The 18,996-nt window shown below is 45.9% G+C and carries 18 protein-coding genes and 1 riboswitch; of the genes, 6 read left to right on the top strand and 12 right to left on the bottom strand.

Features of this window, described 5'->3' with window-relative positions:
* Positions 1 to 3 precede the first annotated feature (3 nt).
* Positions 4 to 1,056 carry a C4-dicarboxylate TRAP transporter substrate-binding protein DctB gene (dctB, locus tag JQX68_RS02490; protein ID WP_148343887.1) on the top strand — a complete coding sequence of 351 codons (1,053 nt, stop codon included), beginning with the start codon at positions 4 to 6 and terminating at the stop codon, positions 1,054 to 1,056.
* An 84-nt stretch (positions 1,057 to 1,140) separates the two neighbouring features.
* A complete protein-coding gene (locus JQX68_RS02485; RefSeq protein ID WP_015382816.1) occupies positions 1,141 to 1,962 on the top strand; it encodes a manganese catalase in 822 nt (273 codons plus the stop codon).
* A gap of 36 nt (positions 1,963 to 1,998) precedes the next feature.
* Here JQX68_RS02485 and JQX68_RS02480 read toward each other — a convergent pair whose 3' ends face one another.
* From JQX68_RS02480 to JQX68_RS02465, 4 genes are all read right to left on the bottom strand, one after another.
* Complete coding sequence (locus tag JQX68_RS02480) at positions 1,999 to 2,358, bottom strand: YdbC family protein (protein WP_147772922.1); 360 nt, start codon at positions 2,356 to 2,358, stop codon at positions 1,999 to 2,001.
* 2 nt (positions 2,359 to 2,360) lie between these two features.
* A complete protein-coding gene (locus tag JQX68_RS02475) occupies positions 2,361 to 2,693 on the bottom strand; it encodes a cupin domain-containing protein (RefSeq protein WP_014662833.1) in 333 nt (110 codons plus the stop codon).
* Between the two features lie 132 nt (positions 2,694 to 2,825).
* On the bottom strand, positions 2,826 to 3,197 hold the full coding sequence (gsiB, locus tag JQX68_RS02470) for a glucose starvation-inducible protein GsiB (RefSeq protein WP_147772921.1): 372 nt from the start codon (positions 3,195 to 3,197) through the stop codon (positions 2,826 to 2,828).
* 128 nt (positions 3,198 to 3,325) lie between these two features.
* The gene (locus tag JQX68_RS02465) at positions 3,326 to 4,144 is read right to left on the bottom strand and encodes an EcsC family protein (RefSeq protein ID WP_014662831.1); all 819 of its coding nucleotides are present in this window, start codon (positions 4,142 to 4,144) and stop codon (positions 3,326 to 3,328) included.
* Positions 4,145 to 4,262: 118 nt separating this feature from the next.
* Between JQX68_RS02465 and JQX68_RS02460 the strand changes: the two genes are divergently transcribed.
* From JQX68_RS02460 to JQX68_RS02445, 4 genes are all read left to right on the top strand, one after another.
* The gene (locus JQX68_RS02460) at positions 4,263 to 4,715 is read left to right on the top strand and encodes a DUF2188 domain-containing protein (RefSeq protein ID WP_014662830.1); all 453 of its coding nucleotides are present in this window, start codon (positions 4,263 to 4,265) and stop codon (positions 4,713 to 4,715) included.
* Positions 4,716 to 4,792: 77 nt separating this feature from the next.
* Positions 4,793 to 5,050 carry a GlsB/YeaQ/YmgE family stress response membrane protein gene (locus JQX68_RS02455; RefSeq protein ID WP_003246519.1) on the top strand — a complete coding sequence of 86 codons (258 nt, stop codon included), beginning with the start codon at positions 4,793 to 4,795 and terminating at the stop codon, positions 5,048 to 5,050.
* A gap of 229 nt (positions 5,051 to 5,279) precedes the next feature.
* Entirely contained in the window at positions 5,280 to 6,557 is a 1,278-nt protein-coding gene (locus JQX68_RS02450) for an Nramp family divalent metal transporter (protein ID WP_147772920.1), read from the top strand.
* 103 nt (positions 6,558 to 6,660) lie between these two features.
* Positions 6,661 to 6,927 (top strand): hypothetical protein, encoded by a 267-nt coding sequence (locus JQX68_RS02445; RefSeq protein WP_060397954.1) that lies wholly within the window; start codon positions 6,661 to 6,663, stop codon positions 6,925 to 6,927.
* A 294-nt stretch (positions 6,928 to 7,221) separates the two neighbouring features.
* Here JQX68_RS02445 and JQX68_RS02440 read toward each other — a convergent pair whose 3' ends face one another.
* From JQX68_RS02440 to JQX68_RS02405, 8 genes are all read right to left on the bottom strand, one after another.
* Positions 7,222 to 8,946 (bottom strand): pyruvate oxidase, encoded by a 1,725-nt coding sequence (locus JQX68_RS02440; RefSeq protein WP_147772918.1) that lies wholly within the window; start codon positions 8,944 to 8,946, stop codon positions 7,222 to 7,224.
* A gap of 66 nt (positions 8,947 to 9,012) precedes the next feature.
* Positions 9,013 to 9,462: an NUDIX hydrolase gene (locus JQX68_RS02435; protein WP_040084387.1), complete on the bottom strand. Its 450-nt coding sequence runs from the start codon at positions 9,460 to 9,462 to the stop codon at positions 9,013 to 9,015.
* Between the two features lie 56 nt (positions 9,463 to 9,518).
* The gene (gene kimA / locus JQX68_RS02430) at positions 9,519 to 11,342 is read right to left on the bottom strand and encodes a potassium transporter KimA (protein WP_014662824.1); all 1,824 of its coding nucleotides are present in this window, start codon (positions 11,340 to 11,342) and stop codon (positions 9,519 to 9,521) included.
* A 193-nt stretch (positions 11,343 to 11,535) separates the two neighbouring features.
* A riboswitch (cyclic di-AMP (ydaO/yuaA leader) is annotated at positions 11,536 to 11,679 on the bottom strand.
* Between the two features lie 137 nt (positions 11,680 to 11,816).
* Positions 11,817 to 13,928, bottom strand: a complete 2,112-nt coding sequence (locus JQX68_RS02425) for a cellulose biosynthesis cyclic di-GMP-binding regulatory protein BcsB (protein WP_147772917.1) — start codon at positions 13,926 to 13,928, stop codon at positions 11,817 to 11,819.
* Positions 13,929 to 13,933: 5 nt separating this feature from the next.
* Complete coding sequence (locus JQX68_RS02420; RefSeq protein ID WP_069839898.1) at positions 13,934 to 15,196, bottom strand: glycosyltransferase family 2 protein; 1,263 nt, start codon at positions 15,194 to 15,196, stop codon at positions 13,934 to 13,936.
* Positions 15,189 to 16,901, bottom strand: a complete 1,713-nt coding sequence (locus JQX68_RS02415; RefSeq protein WP_147772976.1) for a DUF2334 domain-containing protein — start codon at positions 16,899 to 16,901, stop codon at positions 15,189 to 15,191. The genes JQX68_RS02420 and JQX68_RS02415 overlap by 8 nt, the downstream gene beginning before the upstream one ends.
* Positions 16,902 to 16,911: 10 nt before the next feature.
* Entirely contained in the window at positions 16,912 to 17,763 is an 852-nt protein-coding gene (gene epsK, locus JQX68_RS02410; RefSeq protein ID WP_014662819.1) for a cyclic-di-GMP receptor EpsK, read from the bottom strand.
* A complete protein-coding gene (locus tag JQX68_RS02405) occupies positions 17,744 to 18,832 on the bottom strand; it encodes a glycosyl hydrolase family 8 (protein WP_147772916.1) in 1,089 nt (362 codons plus the stop codon). Before JQX68_RS02405 ends, epsK begins: the two co-directional genes overlap by 20 nt.
* Positions 18,833 to 18,996 lie beyond the last annotated feature (164 nt).

Below are 18,996 nucleotides of genomic sequence, written 5' to 3'. Positions count from 1 at the left end.
TTCATGAAGAGTTTGCTTGCATGTCTCGCGCTGATGATCGCTGGAATTGCAACCGCTTTATTTATCGGATTCCATGATCATACCGGCAATAAAGAGATTGTTTATGATGACGACCAGGAAGGCTTGCAGGATCAAATCGTCTTTAAATTCAGCCACGTGGTTGCTGAAAATACGCCAAAAGGGCTGGCCGCCAATAAATTCGCTGATTTGGTGAACGAAAAATCAGGCGGGAAAATAAAAATTGAAGTATTTCCGAATGGAAGCCTGTACTCGGACATTGAAGAAATCGAAGCATTGCAAAACGGCGATGTTCAATTTATCGCCCCCTCCACATCGAAGCTCGGCATGCTCTCGCCTGAATGGGGAGTGCTGGATCTGCCGTATGCATTTACAGATTACGATGCCGCCAAAAAAGGGCTGAACGGAAGCATCGGCACACAGCTGTTTGATTCTCTAAAGAAAAACCAATTAAAAGGACTGGCCTATTGGACAAACGGCTTTAAACAAATCACGACAAATCAAGGGCCGGTCAGAACCCCGGATGATTTAAAAGGGCAGGATCTCCGGATTATGCAAAGCGATGTGATTGAAGATCAGTTCAAGCTGCTTGGCGCAATACCCCATCAGGAATCCTTCAATTCTACCTTTCAGCTGCTAGAAAACAATGTAGTTGATGGTGAAGAAAATACAATCTCAAACATCTATTCTAAAAAATTTTATAATGTTCAGGACTATTTGACAATAAGCAGCCATGGTTACCTCGGCTACGCTGTCATGACTGATGAGCATTTCTGGAAGGCGCAAACCCCAGAAACAAGGCGCATTTTGACTGAAGCGATGAAGGAGACGACGGAGTGGAATGAAACGTATGCCGAACAAATGAACAAGGAGCAGCTGGAGGAAATCAAAAAGAATTCTGCTATACATATTTATGAGCTGTCAGATAAAGAGAAAAAAGAATGGATGAAGCGTCTTGATCCTGTTTACCGGCAGTACGAGCCAATCTTTGGCCGGAAGCTGATCAAGGAACTATTGGAGCTCCGAAAAGATTCATAGTTCCCATCTCGATACGCTGGTTTTCGTTTATCTTTCTATTGATCGGAAATATAAAAAGAGATAATCGAAAAAGGAGATGGGTACATGTTTAAGCATACAAAAATGCTGCAGCATCCTGCTAAACCAGATCGTCCAGATCCATTATTCGCTAAAAAAATGCAAGAAATTTTAGGCGGGCAATTCGGAGAAATTTCAGTTGCCATGCAGTACTTATTTCAAGGCTGGAACACAAGAGGAAATGAAAAATACAAGGACTTGCTGATGGATACGGCAACCGAGGAGCTCGGGCATGTTGAAATGATCGCAACGATGATCGCCAGACTTCTAGAGGACGCCCCTCTTGATCAGCAGGAAAAAGCCGCTGAAGATCCGGTCATCGGCTCCATCCTAGGCGGCATGAACCCTCACCATGCGATTGTATCAGGACTTGGCGCTATGCCGGAAAGCAGTACAGGCGTACCTTGGAGCGGCGGTTATATCGTAGCAAGCGGAAACCTGCTGGCAGACTTCCGCGCCAACCTGAATGCGGAATCACAGGGCCGTCTGCAGGTCGCGCGCCTGTTTGAAATGACGGATGACAAAGGCGTCAAAGATATGCTCAGCTTCCTGCTGGCGCGTGACACGATGCACCAAAATCAATGGCTCGCCGCCATTAAAGAATTAGAAGCACAAGAAGGTCCGGTTGTGCCGGGCACATTCCCGAAAGCGCTCGAAAAACAAGAGTTCTCACATCAGCTTATCAATTTCTCTGAAGGCGAAGAAAGCGCCAAGCAAAACTGGCTGAATGAAAAAGCGCCTGATGGAGAAGCCTTTGAATATGTGAAAGAAGCAAAAACGTTTGGAGAAAAACCGGAGTTAAAACCAGCACCGCCTTTTGTTCATAATACACTTCCGGGACGCGAGTAAAGACACAAGCCCAAAACATGATGTTTTGGGCTTTGATTATGCCTTCAGAACCGTCCAGTCTGGTTCATACCGGATATCAGGGTGATGTAACAGATCGTGAACGAACGATTTATCCTCTTCGTACAGCGTCACCTCTAGGGAAAGAATCACAGCCTTCTGTTCGTTATCATCGTAAATGCTGTCGTGTTCGTTCTCCATAAAATGATCATAGGCTTCTCTGTTTTCCCATACGCTGATGATTTCTGCGGTGAGCGGCCCGTCTATCATTTTTCGCCAGCCGCCGGCCTGTTTGATGAAGCCATTTACATGTGATAGTGCTTCCCACTCTGACTGCGCTTTTGAAAATGCTTCAGCATTTGCAGTGTCTACTTCACATACAATCCTTTTGATCAGCATGGCTACTCCTCTATGATGACGGTTTCGGCTTGTTTATGCTCGACACAGAGATTCACCGTTCTGACGTAAGAGCGTGTGCGGTGAACCGTGCCTTTCGGGATGAGCAGGCTGTCATTTGCTTTGAGCACCGCGGTTTCTTTGTCCTTAAAGTCGATCAGCAGCTCACCTTCAAGAACAATAAACAATTCGTCTGAGTCAGGGTGATGGTGCCAGTCATATTCTCCTGTAAACACCGCAAGGCGCACGCAGTGGTCGTTGACCTCTGAAATTGAAAAATTGGCGTGTTTTTCTTTGACTTCGTTTGCAATAGCGAGCAAGTTTTGCATTTCGGACATTAGCGAAAACCCCTTTTTCACTTATTGTATCGCATTGTCGCATAAATTGAGAAAATTCCCGAAATAAAAAGCGATCCAGCTGATGTGCCGGATCGCTTTTTATTTACAGGTTGTCTGCCTTTATGCTTTTGATTAGTCGTTGTTGCGGGCGTTTCCGCCTTTTGAGCCGATTTCTTGGTAGAATTCTTTATCATAATTTTTGCTTGTAGCCTCTCCGCCTTTACGGCCGATTTCTTGATAGAATTCTTTATCATGATTTTCGCTAGTGGCTTCTCCGCCTTTTTCACCGATTTCTTGATAGAACTCTTTGTCATGATTTTCGCTAGTGGCTTCTCCGCCTTTTTCACCGATTTCTTGATAGAATTCTTTGTCATGGTTATTGCTAGTGGCTTCTCCGCCTTTTTTCCCAATCTCTTGATAGAATTCTTTGTCATGGTTCTTGCTTGTTGTTTCTCCGCCTTTTCTACCTGCTTCTTCTCTGCTCATTTTGTTATTGTCTGCCATTTTGAATTCCTCCTTTAATTGGTGTTGGTTGTTGTATTCCCGCTATCAATTCTTTTAAACAAACAAAACACATTGGGTGTGTTTTCAATAAAAAAAGCAGGCGGATCGCGGTGTCCGTCTGCTTTCTGCTATTCCATCTCTCGTTCTGTTTCTTTCAGCCGTTCAAGAATGCGCCTCTTTTTGTACAGCATCATGCCTGTCTCGGTAATGTCGTTTAATGTTGAGCGATTGGCAGCGGCGCCAAAAACCATTCCGGCGACCGGCACCAGCTGGAATAGCTTTTTCCAGCCAAACGTGTCCCGATAGCCTAAAACGACTTCTCGCCAGCCTTGGATTTGAGATGCGACATTCTTATATGTACGGTCTTGATCGTAGTGTTTTAATTCTTGCAAAATCGATCTTTTGCCGACAACATCAGCCGACGTCAGCTGCAAACATTTCACAATGAAGACGCGTTCTTTTTTCTCCTTTGGGTCATAGCCGTATGCAACTGCGATATCCTGTAATGTTTTTAGTGATAAGCCAAGCACTGCCGGAATGTCTGCCGCCAGTGTAAACACGCCGCCCACACCGGTTGTCGCGCCTTGAACGGTTGCTGCGTTGATTCTGTTTTTGCCCATTCCTTCCGCAATTTCATCCATGACAGGAAGAGGCGCTTTCCGGACGTCCTCCAGCGATTCAAAGATCTCCTCCGGCAGTTTCTTTTGAAACATCCTGATAATCTGTTTTTCAGATGTCAGGTACTGTCCTCCTGTTTGAACAAAGCTGCCGATCTCATCCAAGAGCTTGCCGATCTTTTTCTGAATGAATTCAGGTGTCAGCTTGTCCAGCAGCTGAAACGGGAGACGGCCGAGCTTTTCCCAAAACCAGACTTTTTGCTGAGCTTTTTCCCATTTTTCTATCTCTTTTAATTGCTGGTGTAAGTCTTCTTTTCGTTCTGTTGTCACTCAACCCGCACTTCCCTTCCGTTTTTTCTACTATATAGTATACCTTCATTTGTTCAGATGCGTTTTTATTTTTCACCTGCGGGTACCATTTTTATAAAAGAAAAAGGAGTGATGGGACATGCCATGGTCAATGAAGGATTATCCCGCTTCATTAAAAAACCTTGAGAAGCCGGTCAAGAAAAAAGCAATTGATATTGCGAATGCGATGATTGATGAGGGCTATGAGGACGGACGTGCGATCCCGATCGCGACAAGCAAAGCGAAGGAATGGGCGGAAAACGCATCTACAGATGAAATTGATGATTTTCTTAAACATGATGACGAGACAGAACGCGATGATGGTTCCAACAGCGGCGGAGACCCTGAACTCATGCATAAAGCAGAGCATGTCATCAAGCATAAAAACGGCTGGGCAGTCAAAGCCGAGGGAGCCAAACGCGCGTCTGACATCAAGGATACAAAGAGAGAAGCGATTGAACGGGCAAAGGAAATCGCTGCGCATAAAGGCACTGAGGTCGTTGTCCATTTGGCTGACGGCAGTGTGCAGAGAACGATCAAAACGGGATCATAAAGCGATGTGCTTTTAGGTGTTTCGAAATAATCAGGAGCGGTTATTGATTGGTAAATCATTTATGAGAGGTGATCATGATGCTTAGCTTTTTGGTTTCATTAGTTGTTGCTATCGTTATCGGATTAATTGGAAGCGCCATTGTAGGAAACCGGCTGCCGGGAGGAATTTTCGGCTCTATGATTGCCGGGCTGATCGGCGCTTGGATCGGACACGGACTTCTTGGCACTTGGGGACCAAGCCTCGCCGGCTTTGCTATTTTCCCGGCCATCATCGGGGCAGCCATCTTCGTGTTCTTGCTGGGCCTGATATTCCGCGGGCTGCGGAAGGAAGCCTAAACTCATTAGATACAGGAGGCATCGTTTCGAACTGAAACGATGTCTTTTTATATGGGACCTTATCCCGAATCCCTACATATCATGTTACATAACAGGGAAAAATTCAGGAATGTATTTTGAACATTTTCGGTTGACAAGAAACCAGGATGGTCATATGATGTAGATAAAATAATTTGCCTCAAGGAAACTCTTTGTTGTACGGCAAAAACAATCAGAATTCAGGTGAGACATGATGAACAAGGACATCACAGCACAATCTCCCCGTTCCAAAGCCGTCCAAGATGCGCTTGACGGGAAAATCAGAGGATTCAGAGGGCTGCTCCCTTTTCTGGGCCCTGCATTTATAGCAGCCATCGCCTATATTGATCCCGGCAACTTCGCAACGAATATCTCGGCGGGTTCTAAATACGGATATATGCTCTTATGGGTAATATTATTTTCCAATATCATGGCGCTTTTAATTCAATCCCTATCCGCCAAACTCGGTATTGCGACAGGCAAAAATCTGCCTGAGGTTGCCCGTGAAGAATTCCCGAAGCCTGTCTCGATTGGATTATGGATTCAGGGCGAGCTTGTCATTATCGCAACTGATTTGGCGGAATTTATCGGAGCGGCTCTGGGACTGTATTTGCTGTTCGGCATTCCGATGCTTGAAGCGTCTATTATAGCGGCGATCGGTTCTTTCGCGATCTTGGAGCTTCAGCGCCGCGGTTATCGCTCACTTGAAGCCGGCATCGCCGGTATGCTGTTTGTGGTCGTGATCGCCTTTGCACTGCAGACATTTTTCGCAAAGCCTGATGCCGCGTCAGTGATGAAGGGCCTCTTTGTCCCGGCGTTTCATGGCACTGACAGTGTGCTCCTTGCAGCGGGTATTCTCGGCGCAACTGTTATGCCGCACGCCATTTATTTGCACTCTGCCCTTACACAGCGGCGGGTGGTCGGCAAAACGGATGCAGAACGGAAAAAAATCTTCAGATTTGAATTTATTGATATTTTAATAGCGATGCTAATTGCAGGAGCTATTAATGCAAGTATGCTGATTGTGGCTGCCGCATTATTTTTCAAAAACGGCCTGTTTGTTGAGGACCTTGATGTCGCGTTTCAGCAATTCGGACATCTTGTCAGCCCTATGTCTGCGGCTTTATTCGGAATTGGGCTGCTCGTTGCCGGGCTATCCAGTTCGTCTGTCGGCACACTTTCAGGCGACGTGATTATGCAAGGATTTATCAACTATCGCATCCCGCTGTATGTACGGCGGTTTATCACGATCATTCCGCCGATCTTGATCATCGCGTCTGGCGTAAATCCGACGACCGCTCTCGTCTTGAGCCAGGTCGTGCTGTCTTTCGGGATCGCCTTTGCCCTCATTCCGCTGATTCTGTTTACAAGCAATAAACGGATCATGGGATCTCTGATCAACGCCAAATGGGTCACAGTGGTGTCTTGGCTGATTGCAGTATTGATCGTCGCTTTGAATGTGTTTTTAATTGTAGATACGTTTCGATAACAAAACCGGCTGCAAAAGCCGGTTTTTTATTTTTGGCAAAAGCTCATTGATACCCTTTTTGACAGAAATTTGTTATGATAGAAGAAAAATCGGAGTTTTGATGATGTCAGTATTTATTCTGTTTTATTTGTGGATTGTTCCTATTGTTATCGGCATTTTATGTTCTGTCGCTGCCTATAAATCCAAGGGAAAAATGAGAGTCGCGCCCGGCATTGCCATGATCGTGCTCAGTATCATTTCCTTAATCACGGCGTTTACAGCCGGACACACGAATTTTCACGTGTTTATCGGCGGCATGTTTTTATTCGGCACCTTCTTGGTCGGTTCTGCTTTTCCTTTCTTTTTCGGGCTGAAGAAAAAAGAGAAATAACCCTATACTGAGAAGAGCTCTGTAAGATTTGATAAGAATAAACAAATGAAACATACAAGGACAAATGCGCTGGTCTTTTTGCTTTGAAAGAAGGTGCATTTGTCCTTTTGCCCGTTCTGAGCATGGCGAAAATCGTGATATGACGCATAGATCATTCCTGCAGATCCTAATGCATACAACAATAATTTTATGAACTCAAACATGTAATCCTCCTCATACCAATATAATACAAGGATAACCTGAAATACATTTGTTTCCAACACAAAAAAAGAGGCCTCTAAAAGGGCCTCTTTTTTAGAATAACCGTTTCAAACTTTTCTTCAGTGACGGCATTTCGATTTTTTGGTTTTCGAAGAAGTTTTTCAGCATGTACTTGCTGAAGCCTTTTGCCTGCCCGTAGGTGATTTTGCCAGGCAGCGGCGGTTCGTTCCCAATCATGACATCCACAACGACCGGTTGGTCAGAGTGCAGCGCCTCATGGAAAGCCGGCGCAAGCTCTTCCGCTTTGGTCACTTTGATGCCTTTTGCTCCGCAGCTTTCTGCAAATGCGGCATAGTCGACATTTTGAAGCTGTGTGACATAATCGATATTGCCTTTAACCTGCTGCTCATACTCGATCATGCCGAGATTTTCGTTGTTTAAAATGACGACAGTGATCGGGAGCTTATATTTGACGGCTGTCGGAAGATCCTGCATGACCATGGAAAATCCTCCGTCACCGCAAACAGCGATCGCCTGGCGTTCCGGTTCTGACAAGCTTGCTGCGATCGCTCCCGGCAGGCCGCATCCCATTGTCGCAAGCCAGCTTGAAACGATGAAATCCTGGTTCGCGTTCATTTTGAAATGACGCGCCATCCAAACTGTCACAGTGCCGACATCTACAGAGAGCACCGCTTCCTCAGCAGCCGCTTCCTGGAGACGTGCCACGACCTGCTGGGGTTTAAGCGGTGTTGTTGCCTCTGTCTCATCTTTTTCAATTTCGTTCCACCAATGCTGCATATGTTCTGTGCAGGCATTCAGGAATCTTCTGTCTTCCTTGCGTTCAATATACTCTGTCAATTCGCGCAGGCCGAGAGCCGAATCGCAGACAAGGCCCGCTGTCACCGGATAGCGTTTTCCGATTTTTGCCGGGTCTGAATCGAGCTGGATGGCCGGTGTATCATCTGGCAAATAATCGCGGTACGGGAATGACGTTCCGAGCATGATTAATAAATCACATTCCTCCATTGCCTCGTAAGCCGGCTTTGTGCCAATTTGCCCGAGGTTGCCGAGAAAATGCGGGTGCTTATCGGGAACGACGCCTTTTGCCGGTAGTGTGACTACGATCGGAGCCGCGGCTTTGTCCGCAAATTCTAAGAGCTCCCGTTTCGCCTTTTTCATTCCCTGCCCCGCCAAGATAATCGGCTTCTTAGCATTATTAATATATTGCGCGCAGGTGACGAGCTGTTCTTTTTTCGGTTCAAGGTTCCCTTCAATATACACTGGTGAAGTATACACGGGCTCGCGTTTGATTTTCTCCGCAAACAGATCATCTGACACACTCAATACCGCAACGCCTTTTTTGCTGTAGGCGGTGCGGATCGCCTGATTCAAGAGATCCGGCAGTGTTTCCGCGCTATGTACCTCTCTGTTGAACACAGCCACGTCCTCAAACATTTGCTCCAGCTTGATCTCCTGGAAATAATCCCGTCCGACTTCACCTGATGAAACCTGTCCTGCAATGGCCAGCACAGGGGCGCCGTCCGCTTTTGCATCATATAAACCATTTAATAAGTGCACCGCTCCCGGCCCTGCGATCGACAGACAGACTCCGATCTTGCCGGTGAGTTTTGCTTCAGCCGCGGCTGCCAGTGCCGCCACCTCTTCATGGCGGGTTTGAACGAACTTCAGTTGATTTCTTTCGTGTCTTAATTCCTCAATAAACTCATTTATACTATCCCCGGGGATGCCGTAAACATGATCAACTCCCCATTGTTCAAGCAGCTCTGTCATTGCTTGTCCTGCAGTTTTGTGTGCCATAACGTATCCTCCTTTTTCCTTTTTTCAATACCACAGGAGAAAGGCTTTAAAACCCGGAGACCTGAATCACTTGCCAAGTCTTCTTTTCAACAGATCGATCGCCGCAAGCATGCCGACGTCCTTGAGGGTGATGGTTGCATCTAAGGCGCCATTCACGTAATCTTTGATTTGCCGTTTTCGGTTCGGCACCATAAAAAGCGGCAAACGCCGCGGAGAAAACCACTTTAATCGTGCTGTCTCTGTGCCGTCCGCTATTGCTTGTCCGCCTGTTATGCTTCCGAAAAACACATGCTGTTCATCTAGAAACTTTGGCCTTTGATAGACACCTATTTTCGCGGAAAGCGCTGTATTGTATCCCGTCTCTTCCAATACCTCACGTACCGCCGCTGCCTCAGCCGATTCCCCGGAATCAATCCTGCCGCCCGGCAGATCCCATAAAGGAACATCTTTTCGTTTGACCAATAGAATCTGCTGATTTTCGTTCAGTACGATTACAAAAGCACCTTGTGTATACACCGCCATTCCTCTCTTTCCCGCAAAAAAGACCAAGGTGATTCCCTTGGTCCTAGACTTTACTTTTTAAAATGATACGGCAGTGTGGCAACCATTATGTCCTTTTTCCAAAACAGCCGAACTCTGAGGAGGAAGGCCGATTGATTGTGAAGGATGGTGTGCCAGCGTTTTTTCGTTATAAATTGCGGAAATAGCACCATGACAGAAAACTGCTCCTTCTTCGCTTTTGCCTCAACTGTTTCTAAAAATTTATCAAACGGATGAACAAGGCTTCTGTACGAGGAGTGAAGGGTAACGAGACGCACTCCATTATTGAGCTCTTCCCAGCGTTTTTCGACTTTCTTTTCCTGTTCTCTGTCAAATGACACGTGAACGGCGATCACCTGATCGGACAGTGATTTCGCATAGTGAATCGATTTTTGCACGACGGTGGTAACACCTGCTACAGGCACAATCACAACGGTGCCTTTGATTTCTTCCGGCTCTTTGTCTACGATGCGAAGCTGTTCACCAACCGCTGTGTAGTGATTTTTAATCGCAAAAAACAGCAAAACGACGATAGGCATAAAGATTAACACAGGCCATACGACATTAAACTTTGTCACAAAAAGGATAGATAGAACCATAAACGAAATCAGAGCGCCGCAGGAGTTGATCAGCATTTTTCCGATCCAGCCTTTTGGTTTTTGCTTGATCCATTTTATGCACATGCCGGTTTGTGAAAGCGTAAATGGAATAAATACGCCCACAGCATATAACGGGATTAAGTGCTCCGTCTGTCCTCCGAATAAGATAATGAGAATAATGGAGGCAAAGCCTAAAAAGATAATCCCATTTGAGAAGCCTAAGCGGTCACCCCGAACTGTAAACATTCGCGGCATATACTGGTCTCTCGCCAGGTTGAAGGCAAGCTGCGGGAAGGCTGAAAATCCCGTATTTGCCGCAAGGACCAAAATAAGCGATGTGACACCTTGGATGACATAGTAGAACACATTCCGCCCGAAGGTTTCGGACGCAATTTGTGAAACCACTGTTTCATCGGGCTTCGGCGCCGTTCCATATCCGTATGCGAGCACCGTGATGCCGGAAAACAGAATCGCCAGCAAAATCCCCATCATCGCAAGCGTTCTTGCCGCGTTTCGTGCAGGCGGGTTTTTGAAAGCGGGAATGGCGTTAGAAATGGCCTCAACTCCGGTCAACGCTGAGCATCCGGAGGAAAAAGCCTTAAGCAGCAAAAACAGCGTAATGCCGGCTACAGGTGTGCCAAGCGGTGTATGATGAACCGGCTGGTCTATTTGTCCTGTCATGAGCTTGAACAACCCGACGGCAATGAGAACCAATAGCGCCACCACAAACAGATAAACCGGGTAGGCAAGAATGGATGCCGATTCCGAAAGCCCGCGCAGGTTCAAAATCATAATCACTAACACGAGAAAAATAGCGATCGGCACATGATAATCATGCAATGCAGGAAAGGCCGACGTGATGGCGTCCGTTCCTGCGGAAATACTTACCGCTACCGTTAAAATATAATCGACAAGCAATGAACCGCCCGCGATCAATCCCGGCTTTTCGCCGAGGTTTTCTTTCGAAACAACATAGGCCCCGCCGCCCTGCGGATAAGCGTAAATAATTTGCCTGTATGAAAGAATCAGTGCGAGCAGTAATATGAGAACGCCGACCGCAATCGGAATGGAGTACCAAAATGCGGCAGCACTGATTGTTGCTAAAATGATTAGAATTTGCTCTGTCCCATAAGCGACAGATGACAGCGCATCTGAGGAAAGCATTGCCAAGGCTTTTAATTTCGTCAGTTTTTGCTCTCCCGCTGCTTGAGATTTTAGTGGTTTCCCAATCAAAAAACGTTTGATTGAATGATACATCGATGTCTTCCCCTTTTAATTTCTCATTTTTCAATTAAAACAATAAAACATCAGTGTCTTGCTCTCACATTTTGCAATAGTCCTTTCTGCTATGATGTCTCTGTATGCGATTTACATTCCTAAAAATGAACGGCAAAAAACACAGAGGCAAACGGATGCCCCTGTGCCATAACATCGAACACAGGTTTCATTCATCTCCTCTCACGAACGCTTACGAGGTTAGCTGACGGATTCGGGCATATGAGAGTTAGCCCTACCTAAAAAGGATTCACCCCAACGGCAAAAAGCCATTCTAATGGGTCCCCCGCTCTGATTTCAGATTAAGCGATTTGTTTTCTAAAAGAGATCATACTCCCGTTCCCACACGTTGTAAAGAGGCTTATTGGCCGGGCGGAAAAAATAAAATGATAGGTTCCACAAATGGAATTTACATACCAAAAATAAAAAAAAACAGAGGCTAGATTGCCTCTGTTTTTATTCTGTATCTGTCTTTCTTTTTCTTCGTCTTACGGCAACCCAAATGAACACTGCCGCAATCACCATAATAAGTGCTAGCACACCAATATACATCCATTTCTGGCTATGATCCTGTGTTGGTTGTTCTGCGTCTGAGCTGATTGTCTCCGATTTGAGCTGCTGGTGGTTTGTAAACACCTGCTGGCTATTTGTTTCATTAAGGACGGTTGCCGAATCATCGTTGCTGTTCAGATAATTGATGATCTCTTTCGTGACAGCCGTGCCTTCTCCTTTTGCCGGTGCAAATACAGCCATTGTATAGTGTGAATCCCAAGGCGATGCTTGGGTAAATACCACTTGTTTTGTCGTCTCATTCAGCATCTCGAAACCAGATACATCAAACGAGCCGTTTTTTGCCTGCGGCACAAGCAGGTCTGATGATTTCTCCTTCAGAAGAGAAAATTGATTGATCCCCCCTATAAAAATGAGGTTTCGACCTTTCGCATCGTTTGCTGTAACGTCAGATGATTTCTTTACCGTGTATGAATGCTGTGCTTCGCTGCCAAAGGATTCTGTTACGAGAGAAAGCTCCTCAAGCTTCGATTGGCTTACGGTGTCAGGAAGCACGATTACCGTTGTTTGATCCTGATTTCCGGCGTAAGGAAGCGGCCACTCCTGAAAATCCGCTGACGGGGACATCCCTTTGATGGCGTATGATAATGTACTGCTTTTATCAATAAAGACCCACTTTTCTTCATCAGTCGTGTTGCAAGGGTTGTTTTCCTTTAACCCGGTTGTGACGAACTGAATATCAATGTAGCGGTTTTTTTGCAGCAGCTTAGGGTCCACTTTTACCGTAACATGATAGAATCCGTTTTTATCTTCTTTTCCTAAGTCATCAAGCCGGACCGAGTGCGGCTGGCCGTTGATCATCACTTTCAGCTCTGAAGCCTGAGAAGCCGATTCACTTTCGTCCGTTGAAGCTTGAATCGTTTCAGACTTTTTCAGTTTAAGCGACAGCTTCGCTGATTGGTTTTCATCTAAAACCGCCGAAGCCGGATAAAAATAATGTGCTGAAGATGTTTTATCGGCTCCAATTGTGATATCGCCCGCTCCAAAATTCTCGAGGGTCAGCTTATCGCTTTCTTTTTTTTCTGTCTGCTTAAGCTCGCTGATTGAAAGTGTATCGCCGCTGAGCTGGCCTGTGTATGTCTGATCTGTCATCACGCTGATTTTTTTAGCGAGTACGTCCTCGGATGCAGCTTGCGCAAACAGAACCGGCTGCTGATTGCCCTCTGCTTTCAGCACCCGCTCAGCAAGCAGAAGTTCTTCTCCTTTTGCCTGCAAGCCGGCTTGTTTCATCAGTTTTTTCACTTTGCCGTTCCAATGCTTGTCCACTCCGATAACAATCGTCGGCTTATCGATTTTTTTCAGCTCAGATTCTGTGACATACGCAATCCTGACACTGCTGTCCACCGTTTTCAGATAGCCTTCTGTTTTAACCGCAGCTTCAATTTCCGCCGAACTTGGGTCATCCGGAATGACGAGGGCGGTTTCTTCGGTTGTGTTTCCAGATTGGGCGAATGGGTACGGATAATGGTCCAGCGACGTTCCTTTCGCTTTACCGCTGTCAGCAAGTGTCAGCCGGCTGTCCGGATAAATTTTGATCCAGTTGCCAGACGTATCCTGTCTGACACACACGCCCTCTTTCATTACGCCGTAAAATTTCAGCGATACGTTGTGATAGCCTTGCGCTGACTGGCTTTTATTCAGATTCAGCTTCACTGTTTTCCGTTTGGAATCACCATTAAGCTTTAACGTTTTGACTGGTTCATCATCAATGACAGCCGTTAACGATGAAGGAGAGATTAAAAGATTTGATGCTTCGTATTCAATGACCAATTGCTGATTGCCTGAAGAGGCGCCTGCCGGGATCTGATACGTCAGCTCCGCGCTGTCTTTTGATCCATACAGTGTAATCAGCTCGCTTGTCAGCACCTGCTGTTTGGCTTGTTCTTGGCTGCTTTTCCCAAGAAGCGAACCGCTGACCTGTACATCCTTGGCAAGAGCCGGTTGTCCAGCCATCGCCAGCAGCATGAAGCTTGTGAGAAAAATCATTATTTGTTTCAAAAAGGTCACCCGCTTTTATGTTGGTTGTATCGTTCTGTCTTGTACCATTTGACCTCCTGCTTGAATAAACGGTGCTTGATTTCTACGAATAAAGAGTAGATAACAAGCACAATCCATGCCTGCGAGTATGTGAAGTACATGAGAAACACGATAAAAAAGTTTTGCCTGTTCATTTCTGTTTTTTCAATGCTCAACGTAATCATGACCTCTGTCATAAATAAGAAAAATGCCAAAATCCAGAGAATCATTGCCAAAAATCCAACCGATAAATGCAAATCATAAAACAAATTCACTACAAAAATCGTATTCGACATGATCACGCCAAAGAAAAACAAGAAGTACGTAAAGAAAAAATAAAACAAATCAAAGATAATCCGTTTTCGTTTCAGCTTAAAAAACTGCGCCAAAAATTTGAGCACGACATATTGATTACCGCGCGCCCATCGGGTGCGCTGGCGCCACCATACCTTCCAGGTTTCCGGCTCCTGCTCCCACGTGATGGCCGCAGGGAAAAAGCGAATGTGATAGCCGAGATTGTACACCCGAATGGTCAGCTCAGTATCCTCAGCGAGCGCTTTGTCATCCCAGCCTCCGAGCTTTTCGATAATGCTTCTGCGAATCGCGAAGTTGGTTCCTGGGATCGTGGCGATTTTAAACCACTTCCATCTGCCTCCCTGAGCCATCCACTGAAAACAGATCGTTTCAATATTGATAAACCTCGTCAGCAGCGTCTTTGCCGCATTGATGACGCGGAATTTCCCTACCACGGCGCCTGCCTTTTCGTCATTCATCAGGCCGAGCACGAGATAATACACGGCCATTTTCTCAGGCGTATTGTCGGCGTCATATACACAGATCACATCGCCATTCGATTCGGCAAAACCCGAGTTAAGTGCAGAGGATTTTCCTTTACCTGCGTTCGGCGGCTTCGTAATCACCATTTTGATGAAATCGTATTTCTCGGAAAATTCATTGACGATATCACCCGTCCGGTCTGATGAATTGTCATTCACGACGATAATCTCCAGCCGGTCCTTCGGATAATAAAGGTTGACCATCGCCTTCAGCGTCTGCCGAATCACAACCTCTTCGTTATGCGCCGGGATGAGGACGCTGACCTTTGGCAGCTCCTTCATGTTTTCTCTCCACTTCGGGATATTCCGTTCGAAGGTCATATAGTGGCGGAATCCGCCCTGCATGAGGAACATGTGGTAGAGAAGCATCACCCATATTAAACTTAGCGAGATAAAGAACAGCGTATTACCCAAGGCTTCTTCTCTCCTTAAAAATTCGTTTTTTCAATGTGGCTCTCAAGTAAAACGTATAACTGACAAACATGATGACAAATAAGAGCACGACAGCGGAGAGAATCCATAATGCCTTTTCCAGAGGGGTTTGCCGATGATGATCGAAAAACTCGTCTATGGCGCTTACGCCGTTTTTCACCTGAATCGTTCCATCACCGCTTGTATGAATTTCCACTTTGTCTGTTTTGACGGTTTGTTGCGTTTTCTTTAAATCAAGCCATTCACTGTCTGGAATGCGTTCCATCTGATCAACCAGCTCCGGCAGATATTTCATCCCAAGGTACGGGTGATAAAATCCACCGGCTACTCCGCCTTCAAAATCAATCATCTGGGAGATGTGCTCCTCCATATCGCCGAGCGGGTTTTGCTTTGATGTATCAACAAAACCGATCGTCTCCGGATAAAGCGTCATTCCATGCAGCATCGAGGGAGCGGTCACGAACGGAGGTGCACCGGAGGTTTTCCACGTTGTGTCGCTGAGCTGAATCTGGCCAAAAATGCTTGAAAAATACTGTGAAGCGATTTGATAGCCGTATTCGGACATCGTGTAATGCGGCGCTTCAAACGCCAGCGGGTAAAGACCCGATGATGTCAAATCCTCAATGGCCCGCGTCAGTTTTTGCTTTGTATACGTTTCTTCCTTTTCCCGAAATGGTTCGAGATAGCTGCGGTAGGCTTGTTCGTTCGGGAAGTCCTGTGCCTTCTCCAAAATGGACGGGGGGTCTTCGGCATTTCCGGATGTAATCGGCTGATCCGCCTTTGCATCCCAAAATTCAAAGCCCTCTCCTGTTTCACTGTAGCGATAAGCGTGAGTATAGCCGTGAACAATGATACTGCCACCCATGCTTTGCAGCTTTTTCAGCACCTTGACCATCTTCGGTTGATCAGACAAATACACTTTGTCGCCTGTTTCCGGATTCAAGTAAACCGGAATGACCGCCAGGATAAAAGGAATATGCCGCTTATGCAGATATGTACCGGCTTGTAGCAGCAATTTTTCATCAGACATCGGGCTGATATCCTCGAGCCGCAAATACAATAACGTCGTCCCCGCCTTCTCTCCGAAGGCTTCTCTGAGCTGTTTCGCCACGATCAAATTATTGTCATTTAACAAATTCGTTAATCCAATGTACACATTCCCTTTTTTTGTTTTCCATATAAAAGAATGTGTTTTGCCGTCATCGGCTTTGAAGGTGTAAAGCGCCGTTCCTTTCAGGCCTGATACGCTCAGCACATTAAGCCCACTTTCCAGAGACACATCGGCCTTTTCCGGCCTGCTGTGAACTTGAAACACATTTTCTTTGCGGGCTAATGAAAGCCCGGAAAATTGGCTGATTTGTCCTGCGTTATAGCCAATGGCGACAACCGGTTTTTTTACGCCGCTGATAAGAGACAGCAATTTTTTGCTGAGCTTTCTTTTCGTTTGGCCGTAATACATCACATGATCTTTTCCTTTGAAATCCGACGCTTCAACATCTGAATCTCTTTTGACTGTTACATGGGATGTAAAGTGTCCCGCAAGCAAATCGAGCATTTTGACTTGAGACGACTCTTTGCCGTCCAAGGTTGAATAGATGATGAGAATGCCGGCATCCCGCTCCTTCGCTTGCGCTGAAGCGGGAAAAGAAGCAATCGCTGAAAACAGAAGCAGCATGATGCAGAGCAGTGTGATTCCTTTATAGTTCATTCATCATCATCTCATTTTCCAGTTCTTCTAAAAATTGATCAGCTGTTTTGATATCTTTCCGGTAGGGCAAATAGCAAACGTGGAACGTAAGCGAGACATACTTTCCATTTTCCAGCTGATATGTATCCAATTGTTTCTTCAGCTTGGTCAGAACGGCTGGCATATGTTCAGCAGGCGTGTGCGTCAGCACGATCCCGATACGCTCGTCAGAGGGGCGGAATTTCTTATCCGTTTCCCGAACACTCGTCCTGATTTGCTGACCAACATATTGGAAAAGGCGATCCGTTTCTTTTTCACCGTACAAGGATTTAAACTCTTTGAAATAATGCATATGGAGCAGCAAAAACACAAAAGAATTGCCGTAGCGCTCAGCCCGCTTCATTTCTTCTGAAAGTTCCAGCTGCATCCTTTGCTTGTTATCAAACCCGGTCACTCTGTCAACAGCAACAAAACTTTTGATTTCGGATTGAAGCCGTGTGATTGAGCGCCGAAGCTCTGCTGTGATATCGTGGATTCTTCCGGAAATAAAAGAAAACAGCAAAAGCGCGATTCCCCACACGACAAGCATTCGCAGCCCTTCCTCAGCTGGAAAGAGCGATGCCTGTCCAGTCTGGAAAAACATCATTAAGGTGCCGAGAACAAAAAGTACGATTAAGGTCACCGCCAGCGCGTAAATCGGGCCGAACCAGATGCCTGCGGCGATGACGACAAACGTGATGCAAAGGATCAGGGCGCCTTCCGATTGCTGGGCTGACACATAATAAATAAACAGAGACAGGGCCGCGATGAGCCCTGAAAAATAAGCAAATAATTTTTGTGATTCATTGAATGATATTTTCATTAAAAAGCTTCCTTTCGGCTAACAGCGGCAGCAGATTGTCAAATGAATGCGTCTGAGTGCCGCTCATATAGCCTCCATAATACGATTTCACCGGATCATGAATTTCAAAGTCATTCATTCTGTCATATATGGCTTTGATGACAGAGCTGTTTTCATGCTGTTTTGTCAAAAACAATACGGCTAATGCATATACGGATGGCGATTCATATTGCACGGCAGGCTCCTTCGTATCTGCCGAATATCGCCCGTACAGTTTTCCGTTTGTCTGAAATTCCTGCTTGATCCAGTCCGCTAAAACAGATGCTTTTTCATCCCCTTCCGGCAAATGCCAAGCAGTGTAAAGCTGATCAATCAGGTTGATTTCACTGTCATATGTGTATTCCTTCGTCTCCGAGCTGTATGTCTTCGGCAAAAAGCCATTTTTTAAAGGAGCTGAATAGAGAACATTGGCATTCCGCTGTTCTGTTTCTTCGTCTATGATTCCATTCTTCTTTAAAATTGCTAAGGCATCAGGCATGACGTATGAAAGCGTCACATCCTTTGAAGCGGCCTGTGAGTCGTAAAAGTCTGTGAATAAACCGTTGTTCATATTGTATGTCTTCAAAGCCGTGCCGATATCCTTAGCCGTTTGCGCGTAGTCGCTGCGGCCCCATTTTGCGGCGGCTTGGTCAAGAGACAGCATAATTCTCATATCATCTATCAGCGCATTCGTCCCGCTCGCTTGGCCATTTTGAATCTTCCACGTCACCAAGTGATTGCTCATCAGAAATGAATCAGCCAGATGCTGATATTGGTCTTGGAAATGCGGTGCGTCATTTTTGCTGAGCAGAAACTCCATCCACAGGCCGAGAGATTCCGATAAATACGAAGGCTGGTCTGAAAAATCGGTTTTGATCAGCCCTTGATCATTCATTAGATTATGATAGATGAAATATTCCGCTGGCTGCAGCGGGCTGGTGTTCACTTCTGCCGCCGACTGATTTTGGGCCTTATTTCCAGCTTCAGCACACCCTGCGGAAAGTCCGATAGATAAGAAGAATAAGATGACAGCAATTAGTGCATGCCTCACAGGCAAATCCCCCTTTGTCGCCTGAAGCGAATCAGACGCTCACAAATAGTTATAGAAGAAAATATGACTGCCATGTTACAAAGTACATTTACTATAAAAGAAAAAAATGCAGATTGCTAGCTTTTTTTTCCCTTTTTGAACATTAAAAAAACGGGACCTAAGTC

The organism is Bacillus sp. LJBS06, assembly GCF_016924995.1.
Taxonomy (GTDB): Bacteria; Bacillota; Bacilli; order Bacillales; family Bacillaceae; genus Bacillus; species Bacillus stercoris.
The sequence above is the reverse complement of the archived record's forward strand: the minus strand, read 5'-3'. Positions and strand labels throughout refer to the sequence as shown.